This is a genomic window from Syntrophorhabdaceae bacterium, assembly GCA_036504895.1.
Taxonomy (GTDB): domain Bacteria; phylum Desulfobacterota; class Syntrophorhabdia; order Syntrophorhabdales; family Syntrophorhabdaceae; genus PNOM01.
On the sequence record DASXUJ010000037.1, the window covers coordinates 1 to 14,448 of the forward strand.

General features: G+C 50.8%; 15 protein-coding genes. 6 read left to right on the plus strand and 9 right to left on the minus strand.

The window, feature by feature from the left end:
• Both VGJ94_04575 and VGJ94_04580 read right to left on the minus strand, forming a co-directional pair.
• A partial coding sequence (locus tag VGJ94_04575) for an LptF/LptG family permease (GenBank protein ID HEY3275873.1) occupies positions 1-356 on the minus strand: 356 nt, incomplete at its 3' end.
• Positions 340-1,536, minus strand: coding sequence for an LptF/LptG family permease (locus VGJ94_04580; protein HEY3275874.1), 1,197 nt, complete (start codon positions 1,534-1,536; stop codon positions 340-342). The genes VGJ94_04575 and VGJ94_04580, both read right to left, overlap by 17 nt.
• 67 nt (positions 1,537-1,603) lie before the next feature.
• Between VGJ94_04580 and VGJ94_04585 the strand changes: the two genes are divergently transcribed.
• Complete coding sequence (locus tag VGJ94_04585; GenBank protein HEY3275875.1) at positions 1,604-2,083, plus strand: metallophosphoesterase; 480 nt, start codon at positions 1,604-1,606, stop codon at positions 2,081-2,083.
• Complete coding sequence (locus tag VGJ94_04590; GenBank protein ID HEY3275876.1) at positions 2,083-4,227, plus strand: glycoside hydrolase family 57 protein; 2,145 nt, start codon at positions 2,083-2,085, stop codon at positions 4,225-4,227. The genes VGJ94_04585 and VGJ94_04590 overlap by 1 nt, the downstream gene beginning before the upstream one ends.
• Before the next feature lie 131 nt (positions 4,228-4,358).
• Here VGJ94_04590 and murJ read toward each other — a convergent pair whose 3' ends face one another.
• The 6 genes from murJ to VGJ94_04620 all read right to left on the minus strand — a co-directional run bounded on the left by murJ (position 4,359) and on the right by VGJ94_04620 (position 9,452).
• Positions 4,359-5,903, minus strand: a complete 1,545-nt coding sequence (gene murJ, locus VGJ94_04595; protein HEY3275877.1) for a murein biosynthesis integral membrane protein MurJ — start codon at positions 5,901-5,903, stop codon at positions 4,359-4,361.
• Positions 5,884-6,759, minus strand: coding sequence for a sigma-70 family RNA polymerase sigma factor (locus tag VGJ94_04600; GenBank protein ID HEY3275878.1), 876 nt, complete (start codon positions 6,757-6,759; stop codon positions 5,884-5,886). Before VGJ94_04600 ends, murJ begins: the two co-directional genes overlap by 20 nt.
• Positions 6,747-7,400 (minus strand): protein-L-isoaspartate(D-aspartate) O-methyltransferase, encoded by a 654-nt coding sequence (locus VGJ94_04605; protein ID HEY3275879.1) that lies wholly within the window; start codon positions 7,398-7,400, stop codon positions 6,747-6,749. Before VGJ94_04605 ends, VGJ94_04600 begins: the two co-directional genes overlap by 13 nt.
• Positions 7,397-8,197 (minus strand): pyrroline-5-carboxylate reductase, encoded by an 801-nt coding sequence (gene proC / locus VGJ94_04610; GenBank protein ID HEY3275880.1) that lies wholly within the window; start codon positions 8,195-8,197, stop codon positions 7,397-7,399. Before proC ends, VGJ94_04605 begins: the two co-directional genes overlap by 4 nt.
• Positions 8,198-8,339: 142 nt before the next feature.
• Positions 8,340-8,990, minus strand: coding sequence for a Smr/MutS family protein (locus tag VGJ94_04615; GenBank protein ID HEY3275881.1), 651 nt, complete (start codon positions 8,988-8,990; stop codon positions 8,340-8,342).
• Positions 8,991-9,080: 90 nt separating this feature from the next.
• Complete coding sequence (locus VGJ94_04620) at positions 9,081-9,452, minus strand: hypothetical protein (GenBank protein HEY3275882.1); 372 nt, start codon at positions 9,450-9,452, stop codon at positions 9,081-9,083.
• Between the two features lie 201 nt (positions 9,453-9,653).
• Here VGJ94_04620 and VGJ94_04625 point away from each other — a divergent pair, with 201 nt between their 5' ends.
• Positions 9,654-10,490: a methyltransferase domain-containing protein gene (locus VGJ94_04625; GenBank protein ID HEY3275883.1), complete on the plus strand. Its 837-nt coding sequence runs from the start codon at positions 9,654-9,656 to the stop codon at positions 10,488-10,490.
• A gap of 13 nt (positions 10,491-10,503) precedes the next feature.
• Here VGJ94_04625 and VGJ94_04630 read toward each other — a convergent pair whose 3' ends face one another.
• Positions 10,504-11,154 carry a TIGR00730 family Rossman fold protein gene (locus VGJ94_04630; protein ID HEY3275884.1) on the minus strand — a complete coding sequence of 217 codons (651 nt, stop codon included), beginning with the start codon at positions 11,152-11,154 and terminating at the stop codon, positions 10,504-10,506.
• A gap of 78 nt (positions 11,155-11,232) precedes the next feature.
• Here VGJ94_04630 and VGJ94_04635 point away from each other — a divergent pair, with 78 nt between their 5' ends.
• The 3 genes from VGJ94_04635 to VGJ94_04645 all read left to right on the plus strand — a co-directional run bounded on the left by VGJ94_04635 (position 11,233) and on the right by VGJ94_04645 (position 14,434).
• Positions 11,233-12,009: a DUF72 domain-containing protein gene (locus VGJ94_04635; GenBank protein ID HEY3275885.1), complete on the plus strand. Its 777-nt coding sequence runs from the start codon at positions 11,233-11,235 to the stop codon at positions 12,007-12,009.
• Between the two features lie 66 nt (positions 12,010-12,075).
• On the plus strand, positions 12,076-13,017 hold the full coding sequence (locus VGJ94_04640; protein HEY3275886.1) for an ROK family protein: 942 nt from the start codon (positions 12,076-12,078) through the stop codon (positions 13,015-13,017).
• A 52-nt stretch (positions 13,018-13,069) separates the two neighbouring features.
• Entirely contained in the window at positions 13,070-14,434 is a 1,365-nt protein-coding gene (locus VGJ94_04645; GenBank protein ID HEY3275887.1) for a phosphomannomutase/phosphoglucomutase, read from the plus strand.
• The last annotated feature ends 14 nt before the right edge of the window (positions 14,435-14,448 follow it).

Consider the following 14,448-nt stretch of genomic DNA (forward strand, 5'->3'; position numbering starts at 1 on the left):
TCGGAGAAGATGAAAGAGATCACCACCAGAACGAGAGAGAAAATTACGATCGGTTTCATGATTGAAAAGGTGCTGATCCCCGACGTGCGGATGACGATCATCTCATTACCCCGTATCATGAGCATGAGCAGAATGAGCAGGGAAATGAGAAATGCCAGGGGAAGGATGAGGTTTAAATAATAGGGCGTCCTGAGAAGGATATAACCGATGCTGAGGAGAAAATTGGAAAAAGACTTGGTGAAAAGGTCCATATGCTCGAAAAACTCGATATTGACGAACATGACCATGCCTGCAAGCTCCGTGAGGGCCAATATTTTCAGGGCATTCCAGACGAGATATTTATTTAGTTTTTTCAACGCAATATACCCAAATTTGTCTCAGTTTCTGCGCGGTACCGGTTTGATCCTCATAATTCAGCTCTCTTGAAAGATAAAGACCTATGAAAACAAATAAAATATTAGGCAACATGGTGGTGATGAGGACAGGGAGATGGATTACTTTCCCCACGTTTTCCGTGACTGCCATGAGAAGGTAATAGAATATAAAAAGCAGGATACTGTATAAGGCTCCTGAAAACTTACCCTCCACTCTTCGTTTTATGCCCAGCGGCACCGTAAGGAAGACAAATGCCAGGGAAGAGAGGGGAATCGTAAACTTCTTGTAAATTTCGAGAAGAAGATCATACCTGTCGCTCGCCGACTGCGCCTTGGCAAGGGCAGCGGTGAGCTCTGCAGTATCCATTTCAAAAGGCCTCTTACGGGGATTGAAATTCTGAGGCAATACCTTTTCGAGATTCATAATGAACGTATAATTCCTGAAGGAGACATTGTTATAGGTATCAGCCTTTTTATCCCATCTCTGGAGATTTCCGTTCTCCAGAATAAAAGCCAGGTCCAAGGTGTCCGGATCGAGGTTTATAATCCCCTTACTGGCGGAGATGGTTTGTTTTACGTTCCTGTCCCGGTCGTCCGCTACTAGAATGCCCGTGAGCTGCTTGTCCTTGGTATTGACCTTATCAATGTATACCACAATACCGGGAAGGGTATCGTTGAAAGCGCCTTCCTTATCGTCCAGGCTTATCCCTTTTTTCACAATATTAATCAGGGTGCTTTTGAAAAGAACACCGCTTTTCGGCAGGAGGATCACCGTGTTAATGAGCCCGAAAAGAGTGATGATCACCGCGATAGCGAGCATGGGCATGAAAAGGCACTTCAGATTGACTCCGCTGGCCTTGAGCGCCAATATCTCATTTTCAGTCGATAATCTTCCGAGGACGACGATGGTGGAAAGAAGAAAGGCCATGGGAAGGGTGAAGGTGAGGTAGGGCGGCGAAGAATAGACGATGAGGAGGATAATGTCCTTGATCTCAACACCTTTATTGACTACCAGATCCGCCAGCTGACCGATCCTCCCCAGCACCAGAATAAAGGTGAGGATCCCGAGAGAGAGAAGGAAAATATAAGAGAGCTCCTTGAGGAGATAGAGATAAAATCTCTTATTAAGCGTACCGATTAAATTCACGCGTAAGTCTAACATTCATCAAAGCCCCATGTCAATTTAGCTCATTGACATAAAAGGTTTTTTTGGCATAAAGTAATGGACTATGATAAGGATTGGTGTTCTTTCCGACACCCATCTCATCCGCGTGAACGAAAATCTCCGGCGCACAATGGACACACTATTCAGCCGCGTTGATATGCTTATACATGCCGGCGATATGGTTTCACGGGAAGTGTATGACTATCTCTCCACATGGAATTTGATTGGAGTAAGAGGAAATATGGATGATTATGAAGTGAGGGAGATCCTGCCGGATACCCGGATCGAGCAAATAGAAGGTAAGAGGATCGGTATAATGCACGGACGGGGTGGTCCCGCGGGGATTGAGGAGCTTGTACTGAGTGAATTCACAGACGTCGACCTCATTATCTTCGGCCATTCCCATATACCGCTTCAGACCATGAGGGGAGACAGGATCCTTTTCAATCCAGGTTCTTTCGGTCCTTCAAGGGGCTATGCGGGGACGGTGGGACTGCTGGAGATCTCTCATACCATACGGCTGAGTCACCTGGGGGCCGCATAATGGAGCCTCTTTATCTCTCTTTTCTCTGGCACATGCATCAACCATACTACAAAAACCTGTACACCGGGGAATATCTGCTGCCCTGGGTCCTCCTCCATGGGACAAAAGATTATTGCGATATGGCGCTCCTGCTCAGGCAATTCGAGGGCTTGAAGCAGAATTTCAACGTGGTGCCTTCCCTTCTCGTCCAGATGACCGATTACGAGACGGGAAATGCGCGCGACAGGTATCTCGAGATATTCAGGAAAGAACCCCGTGACCTTTCCCGGGATGAAAAGGCTTTTTTATTAAATAATTTTTTCAATGCGAACTGGGAAAACATGATAAGGCCCTTTCCCAGGTATTATGAGCTTCTCGCTAAAAGGGGCTTCTATTATCCGAAGGAAGGCATTGGCGGCATAATCGACTATTTCTCCTATGACGACCTGCGGGATATCCAGATCTTGTTCTTTCTCTCATGGATAGACCCTGTGTTCATCGAGAGCTACGATGGCTTGAAATCCCTCGTTTCCAAGGGGAGGAGGTTCAGCGAAGAGGACAAGAAGGTCGTCGAGGACGCACAGCGCCACATACTTCAAAGTACGGTGCCCCTCTACAAGGAGCTTGCCGCGAGCGGAGCGATGGAGGTTTCTACCTCTCCCTTCTATCACCCTATCGTTCCCCTTCTTATTGACAGCCGCTCCGCAAGAGAGGCGATGCCTTATGTAGATCTGCCCGAAATGTTGTTTGCGAGGCCTGAAGACGGCGCCGCTCAGATCGAGGAGGCGGTCCGCCTTTTCACCCGATATTTCGGGTCCGCACCCAAAGGCATGTGGCCCCCTGAAGGTTCGGTGAGCGATGGAGCCCTCGAGCTCTATATGAAAAGCGGAATCTCATGGATCGCCACGGATGAAGAGATACTATTTCAGAGTCTTCACGTTGATTTAAGACGGGACGGAAATGGATTCCTTCTGGACCCTGAGATCCTTTATAAGCCGTTCAAATATGAGAAGGACGGGAGATCTCTCCATATGGTTTTCCGCGATAAGAGCCTCTCCGATCTTATCTCCTTCCATTATTCCCGAATGGCGCCCAAGGAAGCTGCCGAAGACTGCATCCGGAGGATCAGGAGGATCGGCGAATCGGTGAGGGGGAGAATAAGCGCACCCCTTGTCACCATCGCCATGGATGGGGAAAATGCGTGGGAGCATTACAAGAATGACGGCCGCGATTTCCTCCAGTTTCTTTATGAGGGTATATTGAAAGAGAGCGCGATCTCGCCCGTGACAATCTCCGAATACCTGGAGAGGGCGCCTGATTCGGGTGCACTGCCCCATTGTTTCGCGGGCTCGTGGATAGGCCATAATTTCGCCATATGGATCGGTCATGTGGAGGATAATACGGGTTGGACTCTCCTGTCCATGACCCGTGAATTCCTCGAAAAGGAGGACCCGGGGAAAAACAACAGAGAGGCGTGGGAATCGATCTATATCGCCGAAGGGAGCGATTGGTTCTGGTGGTACGGTGACGAGCATTCTTCGGAAAATGATGAGGTTTTCGATTTTCTTTTCCGTGAGAACCTTGCAAACGTGTACCGTTTCCTGGGAAAGGAACCCCCCGACATCCTCAACATTCCAATCCTTCTCGAAGACCGGGAAGTAAGGTCCGACAGGGAGCCGATAAATTATATTTATCCCATAGTCGATGGACGGGTGACCAATTATTTTGACTGGATGGGCGCCGGCTTCATCGAAGGCAAAGGCCATGGAATGGCCATGCATGAAGCGGAAGCCGTCATAAAGGGATGTTACTACGGATTCAACGAAAAGTCCCTTTTCCTCCGGGTGGACGTGAGCCAGTCCTTTATTCCGGACCTGAAAGACCTCTCCTTCGAGATCAGCCTTATGACCAAAGAGGTTCACAAACTGGTCTATCGTGTAAAGGGAGACGCAGTGGAAGGTTCCCTGCCGGTGCGGACGGCTTTTTCGGAGATCCTGGAGATGGAAGTGCCTTTCGACGCTTTCGGTGCAAAAAGGGGCGACAAAATTACCATCTGGATCTCACTCAAGATCAAAGAGATGATCGTGGACAGGATTCCCAAACGCGGGTACCTCTCGGTAGCGGTGCCTTCTGAAAATTTCGAGATGGAGATGTGGTACGTATGATTCCAATTCCAAATCAAAGATGATATCGAGGCGCTTAAGGAAGGAGCGACGCAGATGTACTGCAGTACATCAAGGAACAGATGACGAGTGCAACGAAGAGAGCACTTTGAGTTGGAAATGGAATAACCGGATCAGCGTAAGAAGCGCAGTTTCCTTCGAAGCCTCTCCTGAAAGTAGCTCCTGAAAAAAATTCCGTAAACTATTACAGTCAGAATGATACCCGCTGCCAGGGAAGGGTACGCCCTGTGGTGAAAGAAGCCTTTTGCGAAAAGGATGAGCGGAAAAGCGACGAAGCCTGCGAAAAGAGATTTGGCAATTTTTCTGACCGCATCGGCTCCGGGTTTGTATCCGACTCTTTTTTTCAGCAGGATATAGAGAAAAAGGAAATTGTAGAGGGAGACGGCCGATGTGGCAAGGGATATGCCGAGGTTTTTGAAGGGCGTCATAAGGCTATATGCGAGTATGGCGTTAAGCGCGATCGAAGTTAATCCCACGAGAGCAGGGGTCTTCATATCGTGCATGGCATTGAATATCCTCACGAACGAAAGGGAGAGGGCGTAGAATAGAAGGCCGATGCCGTAGCCGAAGAGCGCCTTACCGGTGAGCGACGTGTCCGCGGCGGTGAAGGCCCCCCTCTGGTAGAGTATCTCGACAAAAGTTTCTCCCAGGGTGCAGAGGAGTACGGTGCAGGGGATCAAGCTTATAAAGAGGAGGACCATCGAGCTGTCGATATGGGACCTTATATCTTCCCATTTTTTCTCGTGAAAAAGCCTGGATATTTTCGAAAACATTACCGTATAGACAGGCACCGCGAAAAGGCTGAAAGGAAGGATGAATATCCTGAAGGCGTAGGAAAGGGACGCCACTTCTCCGTGAGGCAAGTAAGAGGCGATAATACGGCCGACAAAACTGTTTACGGGCACGATCGAAGTCGCGATGAGGGCGCCCGTGAAGAGATTCCTTGCCTCTTTAATTGCGGGATGGGCGAAGGAGATGACCGGTCTGTACTGTATATGAAGCTTGCGCGTGTAAGGGAGCTGCATCAGTATCTGAAGTGCGGATCCGACTGTTGCGCCCACCGCCAAACTGTAAATACCCCATTTCCGGCTGAGGGTGAGAGCGAAAACGATGAACGCCACATTCCAGAGAAGGCCCGACATTTCCGGCGCGGCAAAATGTTCTCTGGCATTGAGGAATGCCTTCATAATGGAAAGTAAAGTGTGGAAGGTGATGACCGGTATCATGATTATAAAGAGATACATGGTCACGCCTCGCGCTTCGGGACTGAAGCCGGGCGCGATGAGCTTCACTATGCCGCTGCTGAACAGAAGAAGCAGGAGAGAGACAAAAAAGGTAATAAGGAGCGACAGATTTATGAAAGTGGAATATATCTCCGAATATTCCCGCTCATTTTTCATATACTTCGTACAGACGGGGACGAGAAATGCACTGGTGGCGCCCGAGAAGAAGAGTGTCTGTACCAGCTCCGGGAAATTAAAGGCGATGATAAAGGCATCCACCAGCAAGGTGGCGCCGAAGAGGTAGGCCTGGATGGCCTCTCTTACATAACCTATGGGCCTGCTTATGAGGGTGATCACAGTGATCACCGAGCCCTTCCTCACTATATCCGCGAGCGGATTCGACGCGGGTTTCGCCTCAGAGGGTTTCTGTTCCAATATGTTTTCTCTTCACTATTTTTCGCAGTTTATTCAGAGCCTTTTGCTCGATTTGTCTGATCCGCTCCCTTGTGACGCCGAAGGCTTTCCCGACCGATTCGAGCGTCTGAGGGTCCTGCCCGTCGAGACCGTACCGGAGAATAATTACCTTCTTCTCATCACTCCCCAGTGTGTCGAGCCAGGAGGCGATCTCTTCCACCCGCGTGGTTTGCTCGTATGCGGACAGGGGTTCTTCGGTCCTTGTGTCAGGCAGTACCTCTTCGAGAGTAAGTTTCCCCTCATCATCGATAATTGTTTCAAGAGAGCACGTCCTCACCACCATGGTATAGAGATTATTGATGAGGTCGACGGAGAGGCCCGTGTCCTGAGCTGTCTCCTCCGGCGTCGGGTCCCGGCCGTGCTTCTCGAGGAAGGAGTTCACCGACCTGGAGACTTTATAGACTTTCGACGATATATGAATCGGCAGCCTCACAGTCCTCGATTGATTTGCAATGGCCCTTTCCACGGCCTGACGTATCCACCACGTGGCGTAGGTGGAGAACCTGCAGTTACGGGAGGGGTCGAATTTCTCCACTGCCCGGATGAGGCCGATATTCCCTTCTTCTATGAGATCGAGATTAGATAACCCCTGATTGGTGTATTTGCGGGCGATTTTCACGACGAGCCTGAGGTTGGCTTCTATCAGCTTTTTCCTCGCCTCCTGATCGCCGGAGGCGATTCGTTCGGCATAGAGTCTTTCATCTTCAAGGGTCATGATGGAGAGCTTCCGAAGGTCCTTGAGGTAGAGCCTCTCCGCCCTCAGCTCGCCTTCGCCGAAAAACTCCTCCGACCCCTTTTCCTCTTTTATTCCTTCCAACCCTGCTCTCCGATGAGCTTCACGAACCGGCACCCGCCCTTGTTCTCTGCCATGATCTGTCCGTCATCCTCTCTGGTATAGAGCATTAAATTCTGCGAGACCTCATCCCCTACCGGGATAATCATTCTGCCTCCCTTGCCTAATTGATCGAGAAGCGCTCTCGGGGGCCGGGGCGCGGCGGCGGTGACAATGATCCGGTCATAGGGCGAGTGCTCCTTCCATCCCAAAGTGCCGTCGCCTATAGTCACCACAATATTCGTATATTTCAATTCATCGAAAAGCTTGCGAGCCCTTTTTGCCAAACCGGGGATTCGCTCGATTGAGTATACCTGCTCGGCAAGCCGGGCGAGTATGGCGGTCTGATATCCCGATCCGGTGCCGATCTCAAGGACCTTTTCCGTTCCGGTGAACTCGAGCGTCTCAGTCATGAGGGCGACGATGTAAGGCTGCGATATGGTCTGCTTCTCTCCTATGGGCAATGGATTATCATCGTAAGCCTGACCCTGAAATGCGTCTTCCACGAAGAGGTGCCTCGGGACCTGGAGGAAGGCATCTATCACCTTGTCGTCCCTCACGCCCCTGGCGATAATTTGGGTTTCGACCATCAGTTGCCTTTGGCTCCCGTATCCGTTACGCATCATAACGACAGCTCTTTCGCCCTCTTGCATGCTTTTTCGATCGCTTTGCCCACCTTTCCCCTTATGCCGTCTTCTTCAAGAGAGGCAAGCCCTGCGATGGTGGTGCCTCCGGGCGACGTAATCATTTCCTTCATGAGCGTGGGGTGGATATCTTCTTCTTCAAGCATCCTTGCCGTCCCCTTTACCACCTGAAGGGAAAGGACCCTCGCTTTATCGCGGGTAAGACCCATCTTTACTCCCGCGTCGATCATCGATTCGATGAAGAGGAGGAGAAAAGCGGGTGCGCTTGCTCCCAGGGCCGTCACCGCGTCCATAAGATCCTCCGTCACCTCGACGAGTTTACCGAGGGGAGCGAAGAGGTTCTCCGTTTCCTCCATCTCTTCCGTGGTAACGAAGCTGTTCGAACAGATCCCCATCGCCCCCTCGCCTACCTTAACGCACACGTTGGGCATGATCCTTATGATTTTGGAGGGTTTCCCCATCAGGGCTATGATATTTGAGGTCGTGACTCCAGCCATTATGGAGATAAGGACCGTCTTCTCCCGGATTAGCGGGGAGAGTCCGTGGATCAGCTCCTTTGAATTCTGAGGCTTGACCGCCAGTATGAGCCGGTCCGCTTTTTTCGCCGCCTCGCCGATGCTTTGGATGCAGTCTATATGATAAGCCTCCTTAAGAAAAGCGACCCTCTCCGCTTTGACCTCAACGCAAAGGATGTCCTTTTTTCCGGCACCCCCTTTGAGGAGGGCTTTCAGAATGGCTTCACCCATATTCCCGAGACCTATTATCCCTATTCTTTTCATGTCGGTTCCTCCTTGTTTCTTATAACAGAAAGATTGGGAATTTAAAAGCCAAAACTGTCTTTGAAGATCGTGTAAGCACCGGAATTATCATGATAAACCTTTTATTCCATAATGGGGTATGCGCCGGAAAGGAAAGGTCCGGCTATCCCGCGATGCGTATCTTCTTCTTTTCGGGGATGCGTCTCAGGAGTATGACGGTGGCCCCCGGGCCCCCTTCGGACATTTTCGGACTTGAGAAGGCTACCACCCATTTCCGGTGTATGGCCCGCACAATCCATTCCTTGAGCTTCTCCTTGAGAACCGGCCCTGTTTTGGATTTAAGTCCTCTTCCATGGATAATCTTGACGCAGTTAAGGCCCGAGGAGACGGCATCTTTTATGAAATCACTGAAAAGGACGGAGGCATCCTCCACAGAATAGCCGTGAAGGTCCAGGATCTTTTGAACAGAGAACTCGCCGCTTCTCAGTTTCTCCATAACAAGAGGGTTTGCATCCTCCCCACGGCCCTCCATGTATTCCGGCAGATTGGGGACACAAAAAGGTGTTTCTTCCAAGGCTTTCCTGAGTTGGCGGGAGAGGTCATGTGAGCTGGGGCGGGGGTTGTGAGCTTTGCCTGATTTAGGTATAACCCTGTCTTTCTTCTTACCGATTATTCTTACCGTTTTCATCTCTTCATGGAAGAGAGCGGCATCGTCAGGTTCCGTCTGCTTCGGGGTGTGGACCTCCGGGGGCTCCGGTTCTCGAATCCGGGGCAGGCCCGACAGAAGCCTGTAAATGGATTCATCTTTTTTCATCCTAGATTAATACATCATGGCGGGGTCTACAATCAAGAGGGGAGATGGGTGCCGGGATAAAGGCCGATTACCGTGAGGCGTTCGAGATGTCTATACGGGGAGCCCCCGTTTTCGCAACTCTTCCGCCTTTTGTTCCGAACAGGCTTCGCAGCGGAATTCCGGCCTCTTGTCTGCTGTTTTATCATACCCCGGAGCTTTCACGATTCGATAACCCCGGGCCTCTCTCCCGCAAGTGACGCATACTACGACGTCCCTGATCTCCCATTGGGCGCTCAGTGCCCGGGAGGTAAAGATGAACCTGTCTATCCAAAAAAATATGAGGCCGCCGATAAAATTTGCAATGATAGTGGCGGTGAGTCTCCCCGTACCGGAGAGGACATAGAGGACCCCTGCCAGTATGGGGGTGGAGAGTTGCCACCTTATCAGATAGAGACCGTATCTTTTCCAGTTAAAAGCCGTCATTTTCCTCCCTTGCCGCAGAGTACCTAAATACTATAAAAGGAAACGCTCTCTTGTCAACAATTGGGGGGTACGTCGCGGGGCGAAGAGAATGAGGTCCGCTTTTGACAAAATCAGCCTCTTTATACTAGAGTAAGAGCGCCAGGTATCGGTGTAGGTACGACAAACCATGGCAAGTAAAACAAATCGGACCATAGAGGATAAATGAAGACCATTGAAGAGAACGATCTCGTCCTGATCATTCATAAAGACAGGAAATATTTGAAAAGAGTGGGAGCGGACAGATCGTTCCACGGGAAAGGCGGCGCCATCAATTTTGCCGATCTTATCGGAAAACCCTATGGCCTTCACTGGGAAGGATACGACCTTTACGAGCCGACCATAGAAGACATTATCATGTACGGGCTCCTGCGAGAGACGCAGATCATATTTCCTAAAGATGGATTTTACATTCCTTTTAAATTGAATGTAAAAAGCGGCTCCAGGGTGCTTGAAGTGGGCACCGGCAGCGGCGCCCTCACCTACCTCTTTTCCCATGCAGTCGGTCCCGAGGGCGGGGTGGTCAGTTTTGAGAAAGAGGACAGGCATTTCAGGAATGCCAGGAAGAATATGGAGCGTTTCCTCGAGTGGAAGAACGTGGAGCTTCGTCACCAGGATATAGACGACTATGAAGGAGTGCCTTTTGACGCAGTATTTGTCGATGTAAGAGAGCCGTGGCTTTACCTTTCGAAGGTAAGGAACCTTCTGAAGGAAAGCGGTACTATCGGCATGATCGTGCCCACTGCAAACCAGATCAGCGAAATATTGAAAGAGATTCATAAAGGCTTCGGCCATGTAGAGGTCCTGGAGATAATGCTCAGAAAATATAAGACCATTGCGGAAAGGGTGAGGCCCGAAGACCGGATGATCGGACATACGGGCTTCCTGATCTTTGCCCGTAAGAGGGAAGGGGCCGGGGATGACGCCGCGACAGGGCCCGAGGAAAAGGTCCGATATGCGGATGACGGCGTCGATGGAGAGGGAGACGTCTTCAGGGAATAGGCAGGTATCGAAATTAAAGGATAACGAATCTCTTTACATATTCGACAATCTCTTCAGGGTCATCCATTACTTTGAATATATGGAAATCCTCTTTTGAGATGAGGTTTTGGGCAAGCAGCTGTCCGGTCATCCATTCCATGATCGGTTTCCAATAGGAAGAATCGACGAGGATGACGGGGAAAGGCTTTATCTTCCTTGTTTGAATGAGCGTCAGGGCTTCGAAACACTCGTCGAGGGTCCCGAACCCTCCCGGCATGACAATGTAAGCCATGGCATATTTCACGAACATCACCTTTCGCACGAAAAAATACCTGAAGTGGAGACTCAGGTTGGAATAGGGGTTCGGTTTTTGCTCAAAGGGCAGCTCGATATTGACCCCCACCGATTTAACTCCCTCCTCGGATGCTGCTTTGTTGGCAGCTTCCATGACGCCGCCCCCGCCCCCGGTGATGATGTTGAATCCGCTCTTGGCCACGAGCTTCGCCAGTTCATAGGTCCTCGTATAGAGAGGGTCGCCGTCTTTGCAGCGGGCGCTCCCGAAAAAACTGATGGCGGGCTGTATCTCCGAGAGGTTTTCGAAGCCTTCCACGAATTCGGCCATAATATGGAACATTCTCCATGTATCCCTTACAGTGATATCATCTATAACATACTGTTTTTCCACGCTTTCCCCTTTTTGCCTTGAGATTTTGAAGGTTGACATATATTATTTACATGGGAAGGAGATGTCAAATCAAAATGTATGGGTGAGATATTTGTAGGGACAAGCGGTTTTTCATTTGCCGATTGGGTTGGCGAGGTATATCCGGCAGGCATTAAGAAACAGGAGATGCTCCCCTATTATGAACAGGTTCTAGGCTTTAAGGCCCTCGAAGTCAATTTTACCTATTACGCGCTGCCGTCAAAAAGGACGATGGAATCCTTCATTGCCAGGACGTCCCCGGACTTTCTTTTTGCCGTGAAAGCATATAAGGGTCTTACGCACGAGAGAAACGAGGACCCGACGGGACTTATGAGACTGTTCAAGGAAGGTGTGGCCCCCCTCAATGGAAATATGAAAAGTCTCTTATTTCAGTTTCCTTACGGGTTCATTCCCAACGGCAGGAACCTTGACTACCTCAAGCTTCTCAAGGACGAATTCGGTGAATTCGGACCGGTAGTGGAGTTCAGGAACGTAAAGTGGTCGGACGAACGCTATATGGAGATCCTGAGAGGCCTCTCGGTGGGTTGTTGCGTGGTGGATGAACCGGAACTCGCGGGGCTTCTTCCTTTCAAGCCTGTCCTCACCTCAGATACAGGATACTTCCGTTTCCACGGCAGGAACAAGAATTGGTTCGGTGCGCCGATGGAGGTAAGATACGACTATCTCTATACCAAAGAGGAGCTAAGCGGCCCCCTTGCAGCCGTGAAGGAAGTCGCGTCGAAGGCGGCCGTGACGTTCGTGTTTTTCAATAATTGTCATCAGGGCAAGGCGGCAAAGAACGGACGAATGTTTCTGGAGATGCTGAAAGGCGGTTGAATTCGTGAATATCGACGGGGATACCCATAGTGTCTCCCGTCACTTATGAGAGGAAAGGATGTGCCTATGAGAATAGGAATAGACTTGGGAGGAACAAAAATAGTCGGCGGCCTGGTCGATGCTTCGGGCAATGTCACGGGGAGGACTAAGATCCCCACTGTTGCCGGCTCCGGGTATGCCGGGGTCCTTGCAGACCTTGCTTCTCTTGTGAACGAAGTTATCGCAAAGAGCGGGATCTCGAGGAAGGCCGTGGAGAGGATAGGGATAGCCTCCGCGGGTCAGATTGAGAAATATACCCAGAAAATAGTTTTTTCTCCCAATTTGGGCTGGTGGGACGTACCGTTAAAGGACGACCTGGAGCGGGAGACGGGTATCGCCGTTATGGTCGAGAATGACGTCAACGCCGCTACCTACGGGGAATGGAAGTTCGGTCTGAGGCAGACGCCCTCCCATGTGCTCGGTGTTTTTGTGGGAACGGGCATAGGCGGAGGCCTTATCCTGGACGGGAGGATCTACAGAGGCTTTTCGAATGTGGGCGGAGAGATCGGCCACATGACGCTCAACCCGGAGGGGTACCGGTGCCATTGCGGCAATAGGGGATGTTTTGAGGCATACTGCGGAGGCTCCTATATCGTCGAAAGGGTAAGGGGCAGGCTCCGCGAGGGCTACAGGGGAAAAGTCTGGGGCCTTACGGGCGGGATGATCGAGCTCCTGAACGCAGGCCATATAGAACAGGCGGCCATGGAGGGAGACGAACTCTGCAATAATCTGTGGGCAGAGGTCGTCGAGTATATGGGCGCCGGCCTCGCGAGCCTCGTGAACATCCTCAACCCGGAGCTCGTGATGTTGGGGGGAGGCGTGATCTTCGGGTCAACAGGTCTCATGGAAGACGCGGCAAAGGCCATGGAGAGACGGGTGATGCCGGCATCCGCGAAGGGCCTTCGTATCGAAAAGGTCAGGCTTGGTGAGGACGCGGCTATTGTGGGCGCCGCCTATATGGAAGAGTGACCGATAAGGGGAGCGGCTCCCGGCCGGGGAAAAGGAATAGGAGAGATAAAAGATGAACACCCAGATATTCCGTGAATATGATATCAGAGGCACTGTTGATCCTGATCTGAGTGATGAGGTAGTGACCGACATAGGAAGGGCATATGCCGCCTATATGAGAGAAAAGGGCAAAAAAACCGTCTCCCTTGCCAGGGACTGCAGACTCAGCTCGGAGCACCTTCGCGACGTCCTCCTTTCCGGGATGATGGAAGGGGGCCTTCACGTAATCGATCTCGGCTTGATTCCCACCGGCCTTTTCTACTTTTCTCTCTTCAATTATGATGTGGACGGCGGGGTCATGATCACGGGAAGCCATAATCCGGGCGATCAAAACGGATTTAAGATTGCCTTCGAAAAAGCCACTATTTTCGGTGAAGAGATACAGAAACTGAAGAAGATCATAGAAGAGAGAAGATTCCTTACGGGTGAAGGCTCCTGCGAAAGATATACAGATCTGGTGAATGATTATTACAGATTTCTGAGAACAAATATTTCACTCAAAAATAGATTCAATATAGTCCTCGATGCGGGAAACGGCACGGCAGGGGTGGTGGCGCTCCCCATACTCAGAGAGATGGGTCAGCAGGTCACCGAGCTTTTTTGCGATATGGACGGACGATTCCCCAACCACCATCCCGACCCCACAGTGGAGAAGAACCTGGTCGATTTGAGGAGGATGGTAGTTGAAAAGAATGCCGACGTCGGCATCGGCTATGACGGCGACGGGGACAGGATCGGGGTAATTGACGAAAAAGGGGGCATAATCTGGGGTGACTACCTCATGATTATCTTTGCCCGGGACATACTGAAGAGGCATAAAGGAGCCACTATCGTGTCGGAGGTGAAGTGCTCCACAAACCTCTTCGATCAGGTCGAAAAGAGCGGCGGCAATCCCATAATGTGGAAGGCGGGCCACTCCCTCATCAAACAGAAGATGAAAGAGACCGGCGCCCTCCTCGGAGGAGAAATGAGCGGTCATGTATTCTTCGGAGAGAGATTTTTCGGTTATGACGACGCGATATACGCGACCCTGAGACTTCTGGAGATCATGGGGAACGACGACAGGCCTTTGTCCGAGTACCTTGCGGACCTCCCTAAAATGTACTCTACTCCCGAGATACGGATCGATTGTCCCGACACGCTGAAGTTTGATGTGGTAAAAAGTCTTACCGAATACTACCGGGAGCGTTATAAGGTGATCGACATCGACGGGGTGAGGGTGATCCTCCAGGGCGGATGGGGGCTGGTCCGGCCATCGAATACGGGACCCATACTCGTGCTGAGATTCGAGGCAACGACCGAAGACGGTCTGAAAAAGATACAAGATATGGTGACGGGCGATCTTACCCGAATCATGGAAGAGCGGAGGGCACACTGAATATTCCGTACCAT